At 70.3% G+C, this 14,875-nt stretch carries 15 protein-coding genes; 13 read left to right on the forward strand and 2 right to left on the reverse strand.

Annotation, left to right across the window (positions count from 1 at the left end; translation table 11 throughout):
• Window positions 1–613 (forward strand): Glu/Leu/Phe/Val dehydrogenase family protein (locus IFT89_RS07665; RefSeq protein ID WP_244650652.1); only part of this gene is annotated, 613 nt, incomplete at its 5' end.
• 79 nt (window positions 614–692) lie between these two features.
• Here IFT89_RS07665 and IFT89_RS07670 read toward each other — a convergent pair.
• Both IFT89_RS07670 and IFT89_RS07675 read right to left on the reverse strand, forming a co-directional pair.
• Window positions 693–1,706 carry an NADP-dependent oxidoreductase gene (locus tag IFT89_RS07670; protein WP_202938657.1) on the reverse strand — a complete coding sequence of 338 codons (1,014 nt, stop codon included), beginning with the start codon at window positions 1,704–1,706 and terminating at the stop codon, window positions 693–695.
• A 92-nt stretch (window positions 1,707–1,798) separates the two neighbouring features.
• Complete coding sequence (locus IFT89_RS07675; RefSeq protein ID WP_374190794.1) at window positions 1,799–2,236, reverse strand: DUF1304 domain-containing protein; 438 nt, start codon at window positions 2,234–2,236, stop codon at window positions 1,799–1,801.
• A gap of 88 nt (window positions 2,237–2,324) precedes the next feature.
• On the opposite strand from IFT89_RS07675, the gene IFT89_RS07680 reads away from it, so the two are divergent.
• From IFT89_RS07680 to IFT89_RS07735, 12 genes are all read left to right on the forward strand, one after another.
• Window positions 2,325–2,906 carry a TetR/AcrR family transcriptional regulator gene (locus IFT89_RS07680; RefSeq protein WP_071262226.1) on the forward strand — a complete coding sequence of 194 codons (582 nt, stop codon included), beginning with the start codon at window positions 2,325–2,327 and terminating at the stop codon, window positions 2,904–2,906.
• Between the two features lie 131 nt (window positions 2,907–3,037).
• The gene (locus tag IFT89_RS07685; protein WP_202938658.1) at window positions 3,038–3,946 is read left to right on the forward strand and encodes an ABC transporter ATP-binding protein; all 909 of its coding nucleotides are present in this window, start codon (window positions 3,038–3,040) and stop codon (window positions 3,944–3,946) included.
• Window positions 3,947–4,000: 54 nt separating this feature from the next.
• Window positions 4,001–5,062 (forward strand): aliphatic sulfonate ABC transporter substrate-binding protein, encoded by a 1,062-nt coding sequence (locus IFT89_RS07690; protein WP_124768606.1) that lies wholly within the window; start codon window positions 4,001–4,003, stop codon window positions 5,060–5,062.
• 45 nt (window positions 5,063–5,107) lie between these two features.
• Window positions 5,108–5,971, forward strand: coding sequence for an ABC transporter permease (locus tag IFT89_RS07695; protein WP_194643779.1), 864 nt, complete (start codon window positions 5,108–5,110; stop codon window positions 5,969–5,971).
• 160 nt (window positions 5,972–6,131) lie between these two features.
• A complete protein-coding gene (locus IFT89_RS07700; RefSeq protein WP_202938659.1) occupies window positions 6,132–7,565 on the forward strand; it encodes a DUF6421 family protein in 1,434 nt (477 codons plus the stop codon).
• Between the two features lie 134 nt (window positions 7,566–7,699).
• On the forward strand, window positions 7,700–9,103 hold the full coding sequence (locus IFT89_RS07705; protein WP_202938660.1) for a sensor histidine kinase: 1,404 nt from the start codon (window positions 7,700–7,702) through the stop codon (window positions 9,101–9,103).
• Entirely contained in the window at window positions 9,100–9,807 is a 708-nt protein-coding gene (locus tag IFT89_RS07710; protein ID WP_202938661.1) for a response regulator, read from the forward strand. Before IFT89_RS07705 ends, IFT89_RS07710 begins: the two co-directional genes overlap by 4 nt.
• A 63-nt stretch (window positions 9,808–9,870) precedes the next feature.
• Window positions 9,871–10,875, forward strand: a complete 1,005-nt coding sequence (locus tag IFT89_RS07715) for an aldo/keto reductase family protein (RefSeq protein ID WP_191940431.1) — start codon at window positions 9,871–9,873, stop codon at window positions 10,873–10,875.
• A gap of 187 nt (window positions 10,876–11,062) precedes the next feature.
• Window positions 11,063–11,947 carry an ABC transporter ATP-binding protein gene (locus IFT89_RS07720; RefSeq protein WP_202938662.1) on the forward strand — a complete coding sequence of 295 codons (885 nt, stop codon included), beginning with the start codon at window positions 11,063–11,065 and terminating at the stop codon, window positions 11,945–11,947.
• Window positions 11,944–13,095 (forward strand): ABC transporter permease, encoded by a 1,152-nt coding sequence (locus IFT89_RS07725; protein WP_240043960.1) that lies wholly within the window; start codon window positions 11,944–11,946, stop codon window positions 13,093–13,095. Before IFT89_RS07720 ends, IFT89_RS07725 begins: the two co-directional genes overlap by 4 nt.
• Window positions 13,092–13,529, forward strand: coding sequence for a hypothetical protein (locus tag IFT89_RS07730; RefSeq protein ID WP_079704981.1), 438 nt, complete (start codon window positions 13,092–13,094; stop codon window positions 13,527–13,529). The genes IFT89_RS07725 and IFT89_RS07730 overlap by 4 nt, the downstream gene beginning before the upstream one ends.
• Before the next feature lie 161 nt (window positions 13,530–13,690).
• The gene (locus tag IFT89_RS07735) at window positions 13,691–14,800 is read left to right on the forward strand and encodes a threonine aldolase family protein (protein WP_202938663.1); all 1,110 of its coding nucleotides are present in this window, start codon (window positions 13,691–13,693) and stop codon (window positions 14,798–14,800) included.
• Window positions 14,801–14,875: the final 75 nt, after the last annotated feature.

The raw sequence follows: 14,875 nt of genomic DNA on the forward strand, positions 1-14,875 counted from the left end.
GGCGGCCGGCGTGCACGCGGCCATCACCGCGACGCTCGAGACGGTCTTCGGCACCCCGCTCGTCGCGGGCCACCGGGCGACGATCTCCGGGCTCGGCCAGGTCGGCGGCCGTCTGGCCCGACGGCTCGCAGCCGAGGGGGCTCGCCTCATCGTCACCGACGTCGACCCACGGAAGCGCGCCCTCGCCGAGGAGATCGGCGCCAGCTGGATCGAACCGGGCGACGAGCACCTCGTCGAGACGGACCTCTTCGTGCCGTGCGGTGTCGGCGGCGCCCTGAACGCCCGGGTGATCGGGCAGCTGCGGTGTCGCGCCGTGGTCGGGGCGGCGAACAACCAGCTCGCCTCCCGCGCCGACGCGGTGGCCCTCGAGGAGCGCGGCATCCTGTGGGCGCCGGACTTCGTGGCGAACGCCGGCGGGGTGATCTACCTCGCCATGGCATCGGAACCGGGCGCCGACGCCGCGGCAATCGAACAGCGGGTGTCGGCGATCGGGCGGACCGTGCAGTCGATCTACCGGGACGCCGCCGCCGAAGGCGTCACGACGCTCGTCGCCGCCGAGCGCCTCGCGATGGCCCGCATCGATGCGGCCGGCGGGGTCCTCGCAGCGGTCTGACGACGGCGAACGGCCCGTCCACCCGGAGCGGGTGGACGGGCCGTCGGTCGCCGGTGTCAGGCGAAGTCGAGGGATCGCGTCAGAGCTTGACGACCATCTTCCCGGTGTTGGCGCCGCGCATGAGGGCGAGGAACGCGTCGAGCGTGTGATCGAGGCCCTCGTAGAGGGTCTCGTCGAAGACGACGTCACCGTTCTGCAACCAGGCACCCATCTCACCGGAGAACGCCGGGAAGTGCTGCGTGTAGTTGCCGACGGTGAAGCCCGTGAGGGTGAGCCCGCGGGTCACGATGTTCGACAGGTTGCGCGGGCCCTCGGCACGCTCGGTGTCGTTGATCTGCGAGATGACGCCGCAGAGCGCTGCGCGTCCGCCGTCGTTGAAGGCGTCGATCGCCGCTTCGAGGTGCTCGCCGCCGACGTTGTCGAAGTACACGTCGATGCCGTCGGGTGCCGCGGCCGCGAGCTGCTCGGTGACGGGGCCGTCCTTGTAGTTGAACGCGGCGTCGTAGCCGTACTTCTCCGTCAGCAGGGCGACCTTCTCAGCCGATCCGGCCGAACCGATGACGCGCTTCGCGCCCTTGAGACGGGCGATCTGGCCGACCATCGTGCCGACGGCACCTGCAGCACCGGAGACGAACACCGTGTCGCCCTCCCGGAACTTGGCGACCTCGAGCAGACCGACGTACGCGGTGAGGGCCGTCATGCCGAGGACGCCGAGGTAGGCGGACAGCGGGACGCCGGGGAGCTCAGGGACGACGCGGAACCCGCTGGCGTCCTCCTGGACGAGGTCGCGCCAGCCGAACTGGTGCAGGACGACGTCGCCGACGGAGAAGCCCTCGGCGGCCGACTCAACGACCCGGCCGATGGCGCCGCCGGTCATCGTCTCACCGAGCTGGTACGGCGCGACGTAGGAGCGGGCGTCGTTCATGCGACCGCGCATGTAGGGGTCGACGGAGAGGAAGAGGTTCTGGACCCGGAGCTGGCCGGGCGCGAGCTCCGGGAGTTCGACGGAGACGGTCCGGAAGTCGGACTCGGTCGGCCACCCGACCGGTCGCGAGACGAGCTGGATCTGGGTGCTGAGCGCGGGGGTGTTCATGTGGTGCCTTTCCTTGGTGCGGTGATTCGGTGGGAGGGCGCAGCACGTCGTCGGGTTGCGGACGGGGTGACGCCTGGGGCGTCGCGGAGGTATCAGACGGCCAGTGCGATGACGAGCGCGATGAGTCCGAGCAGCGGGGTGGTCCCCTGGACGATCGCGGCGCGGGCCTTCGTGCGGTCCGAGGTGATGAGGACGAGCGAGGCGAGGAGCATGGAGCCGGCCGAGGCGAAGACGAGGGCCGCGCCGATACCGGTCGAGCCGGTGATCAGGAAGACGATGCCGACGATGGTGCCGATCGCGAGGAACAGGTTGTAGAAGCCCTGGTTGTACGCCATCCCTCGGGTGGTCTCGGCCTCGAGCTCCGAGGTGCCGAAGGTCTTGCGGGTGGCCGGCTCGGTCCAGCGCAGCGACTCGAGCACGAAGATGTAGACGTGCAGGAGGGCGGCGATGCCGACGAGGACGAGACTGACGACGAGCATGGGACGGGCCTTCCGGGAGATCGGCATCGAGTCGTCCGGGTGGAGCGACATTCTGTACCGATGGGTCTACTATAATAGTAGAACGCTCGGTACACAACCCACCCGTCCGGAGGGCCGGCCGAGCCAGGAGGAGGCACCCATGGGACGCACGCAGGAGTTCGACACCGTCGCCGTCGTCCAGGCGGCGCGCGACGTCTTCTGGGACCGCGGGTACGAGGCGACCTCGCTCGCCGACCTCGAAGCGGCCACCGGCCTGCGGCGGTCGAGCCTCTACCACGCCTTCGACAGCAAGCGCGGACTGTTCGACGCCGCCGTGCAGGACTACCTCGACACCGTCATCCGACCGCGCCTCTCGGTCCTCGCGCGGGCGACGGACGGCAGAGCCGGGCTCACCACCTACTTCTCCGGCGTGCAGACGGTCATCGCGACCCTGCCCGACGACTCACCCCGCCGCGGTTGCCTCCTCCTCAACAGCGCGGCCGGCCTCGCGGCCCACGACGATGCACTGCGCGAGGTCGTCGACGGCTACCGGGCCGAGCTCACCACCGCGGTCTCGGACGCCCTCGCCCTCGCCCGTCCCGAGGCGGACGCGGACGAACTCGCCGCGGCCGCGCGGCAGCTCACCTCGTTGTCGGTCAGCGCGCTGCTGCTCGCCCGGGTCAACCGGGAGGAGGCCGTCGCCATCCTCGACGTCGCCCTCACGCAGGTCGGCAGCTGGTAGTGGACGCATAACACCGGAACCCTCCGGATGTCTCCGGCGGACGCCAATGTGACGCTCTGTTTCGGCGGCCGAGAGCGGTGCATCACCCTCGCGTAGCATGGCGGGCACCCCACCCCTGGAGCCCGAGACCCATGACGAACGCTGCCCCAAGCCCGCTCGCCGCGAGCTCGCCGGTCACCCGCGACGCCGTCCCCGTCGGCTCGGCGGATCGTGCCTCCACGGTCGCGTTCGCCGGGGTCGGCCGCACCTTCGCGAGCGGTGCCGGCAAACGCGCCGACGCCCCGCGGCCCGTGCTGCGCGACGTCACGATCACCGCCGAGGCCGGCGAGGTCGTGGCGATCCTCGGCACGAGCGGCTGCGGCAAGTCCACCCTGCTGCGGATCGCGGCCGGTCTCGACCACCCGACCGCCGGCTCCGTGCTCATCGACGGTACACCCGTCGCCGGCATCGACCCGCGCACGGCCTTCGGCTTCCAGGAGCCTCGACTCCTCCCCTGGCGCACCATCGCGGCGAACGTCGCACTCGGTCTGCCCAAGCGGACACCCGCAGCCGATGGACGTGCCCGCGTCGCCGAGCTGCTCGAACTCGTCGGGCTCGCGGACTTCGCCGAGCACCGCCCACGGGAGGTCTCCGGCGGCATGGCGCAACGCGCCTCACTCGCCAGGGCCCTCGCCCGCCGGCCGGGCGTCCTGCTCCTCGACGAGCCGTTCGGCGCCCTCGACGCCCTCACCCGGCTGAAGATGCAGGACCTGCTGCTCGCCATCCACCTCGCCGCGCCCACCACCATCCTGCTCGTGACGCACGACGTCGACGAGGCCCTCCAGCTCGCCGACCGGGTCATCCTCCTGGGTCGCGAGGAGGGACAGCCCGGTTCGACCATCGCGCAGACCGTGACCGTCCCCGGCAACCGCCCGCGCGACCGCGGGTCAGCAGAGCTCGCCGAACTGCGCGGCCGCCTCCTCGACGGACTCGGCATCGACCGCCACGGTCTCGTCCGCGGCGACCAACGGCTGCCGTCCATCCCGCACTTCCCGTACTGAGCCACCCACCACCTCCGCCGTCATCCCGCACCGATCCACAGCAAGGACCAACGCATGACCTCACGACGCCGCTTCACCACCTCCCGCGCCGGGCGCGTGGCCCTCGTCGCCGCGACCGCCGCCGCAGCACTCCTCCTCAGCGGCTGCGTCGCGGGCGAGAACGCTCCTGCGGCCGGCGGCGACAGCACCGCCGGCACCACCGAGGGCGGCACGCTCAACATCGACTTCGCGACCTACAACCCGCTCTCCCTCATCATCAAGGACCAAGGCTGGCTCGAGGACGCACTCGACGACCAGGACATCACCGTCAACTGGGTCCAGTCGGCCGGCTCCAACAAGGCGAACGAGGCGCTGCGGGCCGACGCGATCGACGTCGGGTCCACCGCCGGGTCCGCCGCGCTCCTGAACCGGGCGAACGGATCGGCCATCCAGGCGATCGACGTCTTCTCGCAGCCCGAGTGGTCGGCGATCGTCGTCGGCCAGGGCTCGACGATCACGGACGTCGCCGAACTCAAGGGCAAGAAGGTCGCCGCGACGAAGGGCACCGACCCCTACTTCTTCCTCCTGCAGGCACTGGAGGAGGCCGGCCTGTCCGCCTCCGACGTCACGATCGAGAACCTCCAGCATGCCGACGGCTGGGCGGCCCTGCAGAACGGCTCCGTCGACGCTTGGGCCGGTCTCGACCCGATCATGGCCGGCGCCGAGGAGGCGGGCGCGAAGCTCATCTACCGCAACGTCGACTTCAACAGCTACGGCATCCTGGCCGCGACCGAGTCCTTCATCGACGAGCGTCCGGACGTCGCGCAGACCGTCGTGAACGCCTACGAGCACGCTCGTGAATGGGCTGCGTCGAACCCCGACGAGACGGCGCAGATCCTCGCGGACGCCGCTGGCCTCGACCTCGCCGTGGCGACGAAGGTGATCACGGAGCGCTCGAACCTCGACGTCGACCCGGCCCCGGGCAAGGCGCAGGAGCAGGTCCTGTCGATCATCGGCCCGATCTTCGTGGAGTCCGGCGACGTGTCGTCGCAGGACAAGGTCGACGACGCCCTGGCCGACCTCTTCAACCCGAGCTTCGTGGACGACGCGGACCCGTCCGCCATCGGCACGAAGTAGTCCGGCCCCTTCCCAACCTCGGTCCCTGAGCCTGTCGAAGGGCCCATGACCCCGTCCCGAGAGGCTCCCGTGAGCGACCAACCCGGTCTCGGCACCACCGCAGCCGCGGGTGCCCAGGCGACCCAGTCCGGCCGCGAAGCGCGCGCCGTCCTCGGGTCGCGCAGGATCGTCGTCGTCCTCGGCGGCTTCCTCGTCCCCGTCGTCATCCTCGGGGCCTGGCAGCTCGTCACCGCGTTCGGCCTCGTCCCGGCCTCGCAACTCCCGGCACCCGCCGAGGTCTGGGCGGCCGGCGTCGATCTCGCGCAGCGCGGCTGGCTGCAGCAGGACGTCGCCATCTCGGTGCAGCGCGTGCTCATCGGGTTCCTCATCGGTGCCGTGCTCGGTCTCGTCCTCGGCGCGGTCGTGGGGCTCTCGCGCCTCGGCGACATCCTGCTGTCGACGACCTTCGCGGCGATCCGCGCCGTCCCGTCGCTCGCGTGGGTACCGCTGCTCATCCTCTGGCTGAAGATCGGTGAGGAGTCGAAGATCACGCTCATCGCGATCGGCGCGTTCTTCCCGGTGTACACGACGGTCTCCGCCGCGCTCCGCCACGTCGACAAGCACCTGGTCGAGGCCGGCCGCGCCTTCGGGCTGAACGGTGTCGCGTTGTTCCGGACGGTGCAGCTGCCCGCCGTGACGCCCTCGGTCGTCTCCGGCCTCCGGCTCGCGCTGGCGCAGTCGTGGCTGTTCCTCGTGGCGGCGGAGCTCATCGCCTCGTCCATGGGACTCGGATTCCGCCTGGTGGACTCGCAGAACAACGGCCGGGTCGACCGCATCTTCTTCGTCATCATCGTGCTCGCGCTGCTCGGCGCGATCACCGATGCGCTCGTCGGTGTCCTCGACCGCTGGATCAAGCGCCGCTGGGGGTAGCAGCCCGCCGAGGCCGACCGTGCAGTTCCCCAGCGCGAACGGCCGAATGTTGCAGCGAAGTCGCTCCTGACGCAAGAAATCCGCACCCCCTCCGCCCCTACGCTCGAAGGAATCGTCACCCACCCCGGGCGACGCCTGCGCACGCGGAAGGAGGTTCACCATGTCGAACGTCGCCACCACCCACACGAAGAGCATCGTCGGAGAGCCGGAGGTCGTCGAAGACGCCGCCGCACTCGTCGGGCACCCGGCCTGGACGGACCTCAAGGCCGCCGCGACTGCGCTGCAGGCCGTCCAGGTGAAGGACGGCTCGATCCCTGAGGCGAGCGACCACGAGTCGGCGGCAGGGCACGTCGCCACGATCGTCGCGAGCGTCCGCACCCTCGCTCCGAACTTCCCGCACGACGCCGAGTACCTCGACGCCCTCGTCGCCGACTTCGACCGCTGGGAGCGCGACGGCTTCGGCGTCCCGGACTTCCTCGACTCGCTCGTCGCCTTCCACCCCGAGCGGCATCGCGTGGACGGCCTGGGACACCTCGTCGTGTTCCCGATGGTCACGCAGAACGGTTCGACCGACCGCCACATCGAGGCCGTGCTCGTCGAGGTCATCTGGCCCGAGTTCATCGCCGCGCTCGAGGCCGGCGACTACACGAACGCGCTCTTCGTGCCGATCCGCTTCCTCGACTTCACGCCGGGTTACGACACGAACTCAGCGGTCCTCTTCCCCGAGACGGTCGCGATGCGCGCTATCCCGGCGTTCACCTGGGGCGCGATCTTCCAGGACCGCGAGGCGGCCCGGTACCGTCGGGTCGTCCGAGCCGCTGCCGAGATCACCAAGCTGGAGCTCCCGGCCGACGCCGCGTCCCTCCTGGACGACCAGCAGCTGGCCGAGGAGACCTTCGTCATGTGGGACCTCATCCACGACCGCACGCACATGCGCGGTGACCTCCCGTTCGACCCGTTCATGATCAAGCAGCGGATGCCGTTCTTCCTGTACTCCCTCGAGGAGCTCCGATGCGACCTCACGGCGTTCCGCGAGTCGGTCCGGCTGGAGCGCACGCTGACGACCCGCGCAGAGACCGAGGCGCTCGATGCGGCGGAGGCCGCGATCCTCGAGCACGCGAAGCTCGTGCAGTACGCGATCATCTTCGACCGCATCTTCCGGTTCGCCATCACCGGCTCGCGCGTCCGGAACTACGACGGCGTCGGCGGCCAGCTGCTCTTCGCGTGGATGCACCAGCACGGCGTGCTGCACTGGACCGACACCAGGCTCACGATCGACTGGGACGAGGTCCCCGACGTGGTCGTGCGGCTCGGCGAGAGCATCGACGAGCTGTACTGGCGATCGATCGACCGTCCGAAGACCGCGCACTGGCTCGCCGCGTACGAGCTCGTCCGGACGACGCTGACGCCGCACCCCGCATCGCAGTGGGCGCGTGGGCTGTCCGACGAGATCCTGAGCGGACCGCCGCGTGGACTCACCGACGCGGTCCTCGACGACGAGTTCCCCCTGTCGATGTTCTATGAGGCGCTCGGCAAGAAGATGGCGGACGTCATCACGTCGACCGCCGGGATCACGGGGCGATCCGCGGCCTGACCCGACCGTGCCGCGGAGGAGCCCGGAGCAGCACTCTCCTGAGTGCCGCTCCGGGCTCTTGTTCGCGCGCCGGGCCGCCGCGCTCCGTCGCTCGACGGATGTCCCCGGCGGGGCGTCGCGCTAGCGTGGACGGCATGAGCGAGCCCGCCGTCGACCAGCAGGAGGACCGCCCGGTCGACCCCTACGACGCCGAGTGGCGGCGTCCGGCCGCGACGCCGTCGGAACAGCGATCCGACATCATCCTCGCCATCGCCCTCGGCGTCGGTACCCTCCTCAGCCTCACGCTGTACACGATCGCCGGGTTCTACCCCGAGCCCGCACCGATGTGGGCGTCCGTCCTCTGGGCGATCGGCATCACCGCGCCGCTCGCGTTCCGCCGCCGCTTCCCGTGCTCCGTCTCGATCGTCGTCGCCGTCATGTTCATCGTGGGCGGCACGGTGCTCGTACCCGAGGTCCTCTTCACGAACATCGCCCTGTTCCTCGCGATCTACACGGTCGGGGCATGGGTTCCGAACCGACGTCGCGCTGCGCTCGTCCGCGTGCTCATCATCGTCGCCATGTTCGTCTGGCTGCTCGTCTCCATGTTCATCCAGGCGACCGACCCCGACGCGCTGCCCAGCCTCTCCCGGGTGGGGCTCTTCTCGCCCCTCGTGGCGTTCATCCTCATCCAGATCCTGACGAACATCCTCTACTTCGGAGCCGCGTACTTCTTCGGCGAGCGCGTGTACCAGTCCTCCCGGGAACGGGCGGCGCTCGAGCAGCGCACGGCCGAGCTCGAAGCGGAGCGCGCCCGGTCCGCCCGCCAGGCGGTCGCCCTCGAGCGGGTGCGGATCGCGCGCGAGCTGCACGACGTCGTCGCCCACCACGTCTCGGTCATGGGGGTCCAGGCCGGCGCCGCGCGTACCGTGCTCGATGCGGACCCGGCCGCCGCGCGGGATGCACTCACGAACGTCGAGCTCGGCGCACGGAGCGCGATCGACGAGCTGCGCAAGATGCTCGGCACCCTCCGCGCGCACGGCGAACCGACCGACGAGGAGAGCAGCCCGTCGACCGTCGGCGTCGGCCAGCTGGGCCGGCTCGCCGACGAGTCGACGGCGAACGGGCTGCCGACGAGGTTCGAACTCGTGGGCACACCGGTCCCGATCCCGGCCGTCGTGTCGTTCAACCTGTACCGGATCGCGCAGGAGGCGCTCACGAACGCCCGCAAGTACGGCGGTACCACGGCGACGGCCGAACTCAGGCTCCGCTATCTGGACGACGCGGTCGAGCTCGAGGTCACGAACACGGGGACCGTCCCGACGGTGGCCCGGCGCGGTGGGCTCGGACTCATCGGGATGCGGGAGCGCGTGGCGTCGTCCGGTGGCGTCCTCGAGGTCGGGGCACGAGCCCGCGGCGGCTTCCTCGTCCGGGCCGCCATCCCGCTCGGCCGGCCGGGCGACCAGGCGATGGAGCCCGTCGCCGCGTCCATCGCCGACGCCCGCCTCGCCTCCGCCGCCGCAGGACGACCCCAGACCACCACCACGAAGGACCAGGCATGACCGAGCAGCCCACCCGCATCCTCCTCGTCGACGACCAGGAGCTGCTGCGTGCGGGCTTCCGCATCATCCTGGGCTCGCAGCCCGGGATCGAGATCGTCGGCGAGGCGTCGGACGGCGCCGAGGCCGTCGCGCTCGCAACGACGCTCGCGCCGGACGTGATCTGCATGGATGTCCAGATGCCGGGCATGGACGGCCTCGAGGCCACCCGTCGGATCGTCGCGGATCCGGACACCAACGCCGCCGTCCTCATCCTCACCACCTTCGACCGCGACGACTACCTGGCCGAGGCGCTCCGTGCCGGTGCGAGCGGGTTCCTCCTGAAGAACTCCTCGCCGGAGGAACTCGTCGCCGCGGTCTCGGTGATCGCGGGCGGGGAGGCGCTCCTCTCGCCGGCGGTCACCCGCCGGGTCATCGAGGGGTTCACCAGGCAGGCCCCCGCCGTCGAGGACGCCGTGGAGGATCGCACCGTCCCGGCCGGACCGACGACCGGCGCCGAATACGGGCAGCTGACGGAGCGCGAGCGCGAGGTCCTGCAGCTGGTCGCCCAGGGCCTGTCCAACCAGGAGATCGCGACCACGCTCTTCGTCGGCGAGGCGACCGTCAAGTCGCACGTCTCGAAGGTGCTGCAGAAGCTCGCCCTCCGTGATCGCATCCAGGCGGTCATCTACACCTACGAGCACGGGCTGGCGTCGCCGCGCAGCTGAGGGTTCGCTCCGTCTCCGCGCAACCCCGTCGGTCGGTCGGATGCGAGGAGTAGCGTGACGACCATGGAATTTCGATACCTCGGCAACAGCGGACTCAAGATCTCAGAGATCATCTTCGGCAACTGGCTGACCCACGCCTCGCAGGTGGAGAACGACGTCGCCACGGCGAGCGTTCGCGCCGCCCTCGACGCCGGCATCACCACCTTCGACACGGCCGACGCCTACGCGAACACGGCGGCTGAGCAGGTGCTCGGCGACGCCCTCAAGGACGAACGACGCGCGAGCCTGGAGATCTTCACGAAGGTCTACTGGCCCACCGGCCCGAAGGGGCACAACGACGTCGGGCTGTCGCGCAAGCACATCATGGAGTCGATCGACGGTTCGCTCACGCGTCTCGGCACCGACTACGTCGACCTCTACCAGGCCCACCGCTACGACAGCGAGACGCCCCTCGAGGAGACGATGCAGGCCTTCGCCGACGTCGTCCGGGCGGGCAAGGCGCTCTACATCGGCGTGAGCGAGTGGAACGCCGAGCAGCTGCGCGCCGGCCACGCCCTGTCCAAGGAGCTGGGCTTCCAGCTCATCTCGAACCAGCCGCAGTACTCGATGCTGTGGCGGGTCATCGAGGAGGAGGTCGTCCCGACCTCGCGCGAACTCGGCATCTCCCAGATCGTCTGGTCGCCGGTGGCGCAGGGCGTCCTCAGCGGCAAGTACCTCCCGGGCGCAGAACTCCCGCAGGGCAGCCGGGCCACCGACGAGAAGGGCGGCGCCGACACCATCAAGCGCTTCCTCGACGACGAGGTGCTGACGGCCGTCCAGCAGCTGAAGCCCATCGCCGACGAGCTCGACCTCACCATGGCGCAGCTGGCGCTCGCCTGGGTGCTGCACAACGACAACATCGCCGGTGCGATCGTCGGGGCCTCGCGTCCCGAACAGGTCACCGCGAACGCCGCCGCGGCCGGTGTGAAGCTCGACGACACGGTCATCGCCCGCATCGACGAGGCCATCGGCTCCGTCGCCGAGACCGACCCCTCGAAGACGGTCTCCCCGGAGTCCCGCCCCGCCTGATCCAGCGCTCGGCTGGTCCACGACGCCCGGTATCCCCCACTCGACGGAGAAGGGGACCGGGCGTCGTCGCGTCAACCCGTCCTACGGCGGATGCCGGTGGCACACCACGCCGCGTAGCGTGATCGTCATACCGGGAGAACCCGACGCAGGACACTCGGTCCAGCACGCAGATCACAGGAGGCGGCCGATGCTCGAACTCAGCCACATCGACAAGTCGTACGGCGAGCGGAAGGTGCTCGACGACGTCAGCTTCCAGGTCGCCCCCGGCCGCATGACGGGGTTCGTCGGCGGGAACGGCGCCGGCAAGACGACGACGATGCGCATCCTGCTCGGTGTCCTCGCCGCGAACGCCGGAACCGTCACCCTCGACGGCACCCCGCTCACCCCGGAGGACCGCCGCCGATTCGGCTACATGCCGGAGGAGCGCGGCCTCTACCCGAAGATGCGGGTCGAGGAACAGCTCGTCTACCTGGCCCGCCTCCACGGGTTCACGACCCACGCCGCCAAGCGCAACGCCGGCGAGCTGCTCGAGCGCCTCGGCCTCGGCGAGCGCCGGAACGACGCCCTCGAGAGCCTGTCGCTCGGCAACCAGCAGCGGGCGCAGATCGCCGCGGCGCTCGTCCACGACCCCGACGTCCTCGTCCTCGACGAGCCGTTCTCGGGCCTCGACCCGATGGCGGTCGACGTGGTCGTCGGTGTGCTCAGCGAGTTCGCCGCAGACGGCTCCCCCGTCCTGTTCTCCAGTCACCAGCTCGACATCGTGGAGCGCCTCTGCGACGACCTCGTGATCATCGCCGGTGGCAGGATCCGCGCCTCCGGCTCGCGCGAGTCCCTCCGCGAAGCCCACGCCGGCAACCGCTACGAGCTGCTCGCCGCGGCCGACACCGGCTGGCTGCGCGAGCGTCCGGGGATCTCCGTCGTCGACTTCGACGGTGGCTACGCCCTCTTCGACGCCGACGACGCCCAGGCGGCTCAGGCCGTGCTCCGGGAGGCGCTGACCCAGGGCGACGTCACGAGCTTCGCCCCCCTCCGACCCACCCTCGCCCAGATCTTCAAGGAGGTCATCCAGTGACCACGGCAACCGAGTCCCCGATCCAGCCCGCCGGTCGTCGTCGCTCCGGCCCGGCCTCCCCCAGCCTCGTGCAGAGCATCGGTCTCGTCGCCGAGCGCGAGGTCAAGATGCGTCTGCGCAGCAAGACGTTCCTCATCTCGACGGGCATCCTCCTCCTCGTGATCCTCGCCGGCATCGTCGTCGGTGGGTTCCTCGCGAAGAACACGGCCTCGGAGACCACGAAGGTCGCGGTCGTGGGGAGCGCGGGTGCGGGACTCGTCGACGGCAAGACCTTCGACGTGACCGAGGCGGCCGACGTCGCCGCAGCTGAAGCACTGGTGAAGTCGGGCGATGTGGAGGCGGCGATCGCGCCGGCCACCGACGACAACCCCACGGGTGTTCAGGTCATCTTCGACTCCGAGGCCTCCAATACGCTCATCATGCAGCTGAGCGCCCAGCCGCAGGTCACCATCCTCGATCCCGACGCCGACGGCTCCGCCGGCTTCCTGCTGTACATCGTGTCGCTCGGGTTCGGTCTCGTGTTCTTCGTCTCCGCCACCACCTTCGGGGCGTCGATCGCGCAGAGCGTCGTCGAGGAGAAGCAGACCCGCGTCGTCGAGATCCTCATGTCCGCCATCCCCGTGAAGGCGCTCCTCGCCGGCAAGGTGCTCGGCAACAGCATCCTGGCGTTCGGGCAGATCCTGGCGATCGCGGCGCTGTCGGTGATCGGGCTGACGGTGACGGGCCAGACGGAGCTGCTCGCCGGCCTCGGGACCCCGGTCGTCTGGTTCGTGGTGTTCTTCGTGCTCGGCTTCATCCTGCTGGCCGCGCTGTTCGCCGCTGCCGGATCGCTGGTCTCACGTCAAGAGGACATCGGTTCGACGACGACCCCGATTACGATGCTGATCATGATCCCGTACTTCGCCGTCATCTTCTTCAACGACAACCCGGTGGTGATGACGATCATGTCCTACGTGCCGTTCTCGGCAGCCGTGGGCATGCCCGTCCGTCTCTTCGTCGGCTCGGCGCAGTGGTGGGAGCCGATCCTGTCCCTGCTGATCCTCGGGGTCACCGCGGCGCTCGTCATCCTCGTCGGCTCGCGGATCTACGAGAACTCGCTGCTGAAAATGGGTGGCCGGGTCAAGCTCTCGGAAGCGCTCAAGGCATGAGCGGGCTCGGCGGGATCGACGAGGTCTTCAACCCCGGTGCCTTCGAGGCCAAGCAGTTCCTCGACGCCGAGCAGCGCCTCCCCGCGCCGGCCCCGCTCGCGGGCGATCCGGCCGGCGACATCTACGGCGACGAGCCCATCGTGCTCGACCTCGTGGACGAGGATGAGGAGGACCAGGACGCCCGGCTGACGCCCGAGCAGGCCGCCGCGCTGGCGGCCGAACAGCCGGCTCAGCCCTCCGCCGAAGACGAGCAGCAGGCCGCCGTCGCCTCCTCGATCGCCGTGCACGCGCTCGCCTACGAGCACGCGCTCGCGCAGGAGACCCCGGACGCGGAGCCGGAGCCCGGTGCGCACGCCGACGTCGACGCCGCGATCGACGCCGTGCCCGAGGAGGTCGTCCCCTCCTCCGACGGCCCCCGTCACGCCGCCGACTGACCCCGTCTCTCGGTTCACAATTCAGGAGCGCCTCGGCGCGTCCCCGCCGACACGCACGGTGCGGGGGCGCCACGCCCGGGCGCTCCTGAATTGTGAACATGCTCGACGGCGACCCGACCACGCAGGAAGTCGGCCCGCGATGCACGGAAGCTGCGTGTGGCATGCGCGAGGATGGATCAGTGACCGACTCTCTGCATGACACCAGCATCCGCGGCTTCGCCTCCGACAACTACTCCGGCGTCCACCCCGAGATCCTCGACGCCCTCGCGGCGGCCAACGGCGGCCACCAGATCGCGTACGGCGAGGACGACTACACCCGTCGGCTGCACGAGGTCTTCGCCGATCACTTCGGCCGCGACGTCGCCGTGTTCCCCGTCTTCAACGGCACCGGCGCGAACGTCGTCGGCCTGCAGTCCATGCTCCCGCGCTGGGGTGCCGTCATCTCGGCGTCGACCGCGCACATCAACTCCGACGAGGGCGGCGCGCCGGAGCGGGTCGGTGGCATCAAGCTCCTGACGGTCGACGCCCCCGACGGCAAACTCACGCCCGATCTCATCGACCGCGAGGCGTGGGGCTGGGGCGACGAGCACCGCGCACAGCCGCTCGTCGTCTCGATCACGCAGACCACCGAGCTCGGCACCCTGTACACGCCCGAGGAGATCCGCGCGATCGCCGACCACGCGCACGGTCACGGCATGAAGCTGCACCTCGACGGCGCCCGCATCGCCAACGCAGCCGCGGCCCTCGGCGTCCCACTGCGCGCGTTCACCGCCGATGCCGGCGTCGACGCGCTGTCCTTCGGCGGGACGAAGAACGGGCTCATGTTCGGCGAGGCCATCGTCGTGCTCGAACCGTCGGCGTCGGAGGGCCTCGTCTACCTGCGGAAGCTCAACATGCAGCTGGCGTCCAAGATGCGCTTCGGTGCGGCGCAGCTCATCGCCCTGCTCGAGCCGGCGGCCGACGGTGGCGACGGGCTCTGGCTCCGCTCCGCGACCCACGCCAATGCGATGGCCGCGCGCCTCCGCACCTCCCTCGAGGCCCTCATCGCCGCCGGCGAGGCACCGGGACTCGGCTTCAGCCAGCCGACCCAGGCCAACGCGGTGTTCGCGACCCTGCCAGCGGGCGTCCCCGACCGCTTGCGCGAACGCTTCCGCTTCTACGACTGGGACGCGGCGAAGGGCGAGGTGCGCTGGATGTGCTCGTTCGACACCACGGAGGACGACATCGACGCGTTCGTCGCCGCGATCCGCGAGGAACTCGCCCGCGCGTAGCGGCCGGTCACGATGACGGCGGGCCTCTGCGCGTCGACCCCCGATATGGCAAGGTTGGAGATCGGGCTTCCAACC

The sequence above is a fragment of the Plantibacter sp. CFBP 13570 genome (assembly GCF_014841395.1).
GTDB classification, from domain to species: domain Bacteria; phylum Actinomycetota; class Actinomycetes; order Actinomycetales; family Microbacteriaceae; genus Plantibacter; species Plantibacter auratus.

Excerpts from the sequence above, each read along its gene's own strand:
- IFT89_RS07710 (WP_202938661.1), top strand. The coding sequence starts at position 9,100 with ATGACCGAGCAGCCCACCCGCATCCTCCTCGTCGACGACCAGGAGCTG.
- IFT89_RS07690 (WP_124768606.1), top strand. The coding sequence starts at position 4,001 with ATGACCTCACGACGCCGCTTCACCACCTCCCGCGCCGGGCGCGTGGCC.
- IFT89_RS07720 (WP_202938662.1), top strand. The coding sequence starts at position 11,063 with ATGCTCGAACTCAGCCACATCGACAAGTCGTACGGCGAGCGGAAGGTG.
- IFT89_RS07695 (WP_194643779.1), top strand. The coding sequence starts at position 5,108 with ATGACCCCGTCCCGAGAGGCTCCCGTGAGCGACCAACCCGGTCTCGGC.
- IFT89_RS07715 (WP_191940431.1), top strand. The coding sequence starts at position 9,871 with ATGGAATTTCGATACCTCGGCAACAGCGGACTCAAGATCTCAGAGATC.
- IFT89_RS07670 (WP_202938657.1), bottom strand. The coding sequence starts at position 1,706 with ATGAACACCCCCGCGCTCAGCACCCAGATCCAGCTCGTCTCGCGACCG.
- IFT89_RS07685 (WP_202938658.1), top strand. The coding sequence starts at position 3,038 with ATGACGAACGCTGCCCCAAGCCCGCTCGCCGCGAGCTCGCCGGTCACC.
- IFT89_RS07675 (WP_374190794.1), bottom strand. The coding sequence starts at position 2,236 with ATGTCGCTCCACCCGGACGACTCGATGCCGATCTCCCGGAAGGCCCGT.
- IFT89_RS07680 (WP_071262226.1), top strand. The coding sequence starts at position 2,325 with ATGGGACGCACGCAGGAGTTCGACACCGTCGCCGTCGTCCAGGCGGCG.
- IFT89_RS07730 (WP_079704981.1), top strand. The coding sequence starts at position 13,092 with ATGAGCGGGCTCGGCGGGATCGACGAGGTCTTCAACCCCGGTGCCTTC.
- IFT89_RS07700 (WP_202938659.1), top strand. The coding sequence starts at position 6,132 with ATGTCGAACGTCGCCACCACCCACACGAAGAGCATCGTCGGAGAGCCG.
- IFT89_RS07735 (WP_202938663.1), top strand. The coding sequence starts at position 13,691 with ATGCGCGAGGATGGATCAGTGACCGACTCTCTGCATGACACCAGCATC.
- IFT89_RS07705 (WP_202938660.1), top strand. The coding sequence starts at position 7,700 with ATGAGCGAGCCCGCCGTCGACCAGCAGGAGGACCGCCCGGTCGACCCC.